Genomic DNA, 602 nt, shown 5'->3' on the forward strand with positions numbered 1-602 from the left:
TCCTTCGACAGGTCGATGCCGCTGTCTTTCTTGAACTCGGCCACGATGTAGTCGATGACGCGCTGGTCGAAGTCTTCGCCGCCCAGGAAGGTGTCGCCGTTGGTMGACAGCACTTCRAACTGCTTTTCACCGTCGACRTCGGCGATYTCGATGATSGAGATGTCGAAGGTRCCGCCGCCCAGGTCRWACACGGCGATCTTGCGGTCGCCCTTGCCGTGCTTGTCCAGGCCGAAGGCCAGGGCCGCGGCGGTGGGCTCGTTGATGATGCGCTTGACGTCCAGGCCGGCGATGCGGCCGGCGTCCTTGGTGGCCTGGCGCTGGCTGTCGTTGAAGTAGGCCGGCACCGTGATCACGGCCTCGGTCACTTCTTCACCGAGGTAGTCCTCGGCGGTCTTCTTCATCTTGCGCAGGATTTCGGCGCTGACCTGGGGCGGCGCGAGCTTCTTGCCGCGCACTTCAACCCAGGCGTCGCCGTTGTCGGCGGCCACGATGGAGTAGGGCATCAGACCGATGTCCTTCTGCACTTCCTTCTCGGTGAACTTGCGGCCGATCAGGCGCTTGACCGCGTAGATCGTGTTGCGCGGGTTGGTCACGGCCTGGCG

1 protein-coding gene is annotated in these 602 nt (G+C 63.8%); it reads right to left on the reverse strand.

The window, feature by feature from the left end:
* Positions 1–602, reverse strand: a 602-nt coding sequence (locus AC1DYI_RS37955) for an Hsp70 family protein (RefSeq protein ID WP_477209201.1), incomplete at both ends; no start/stop codon positions are given.

The organism is Ideonella sp. P3_A4 (genome assembly GCF_056403075.1).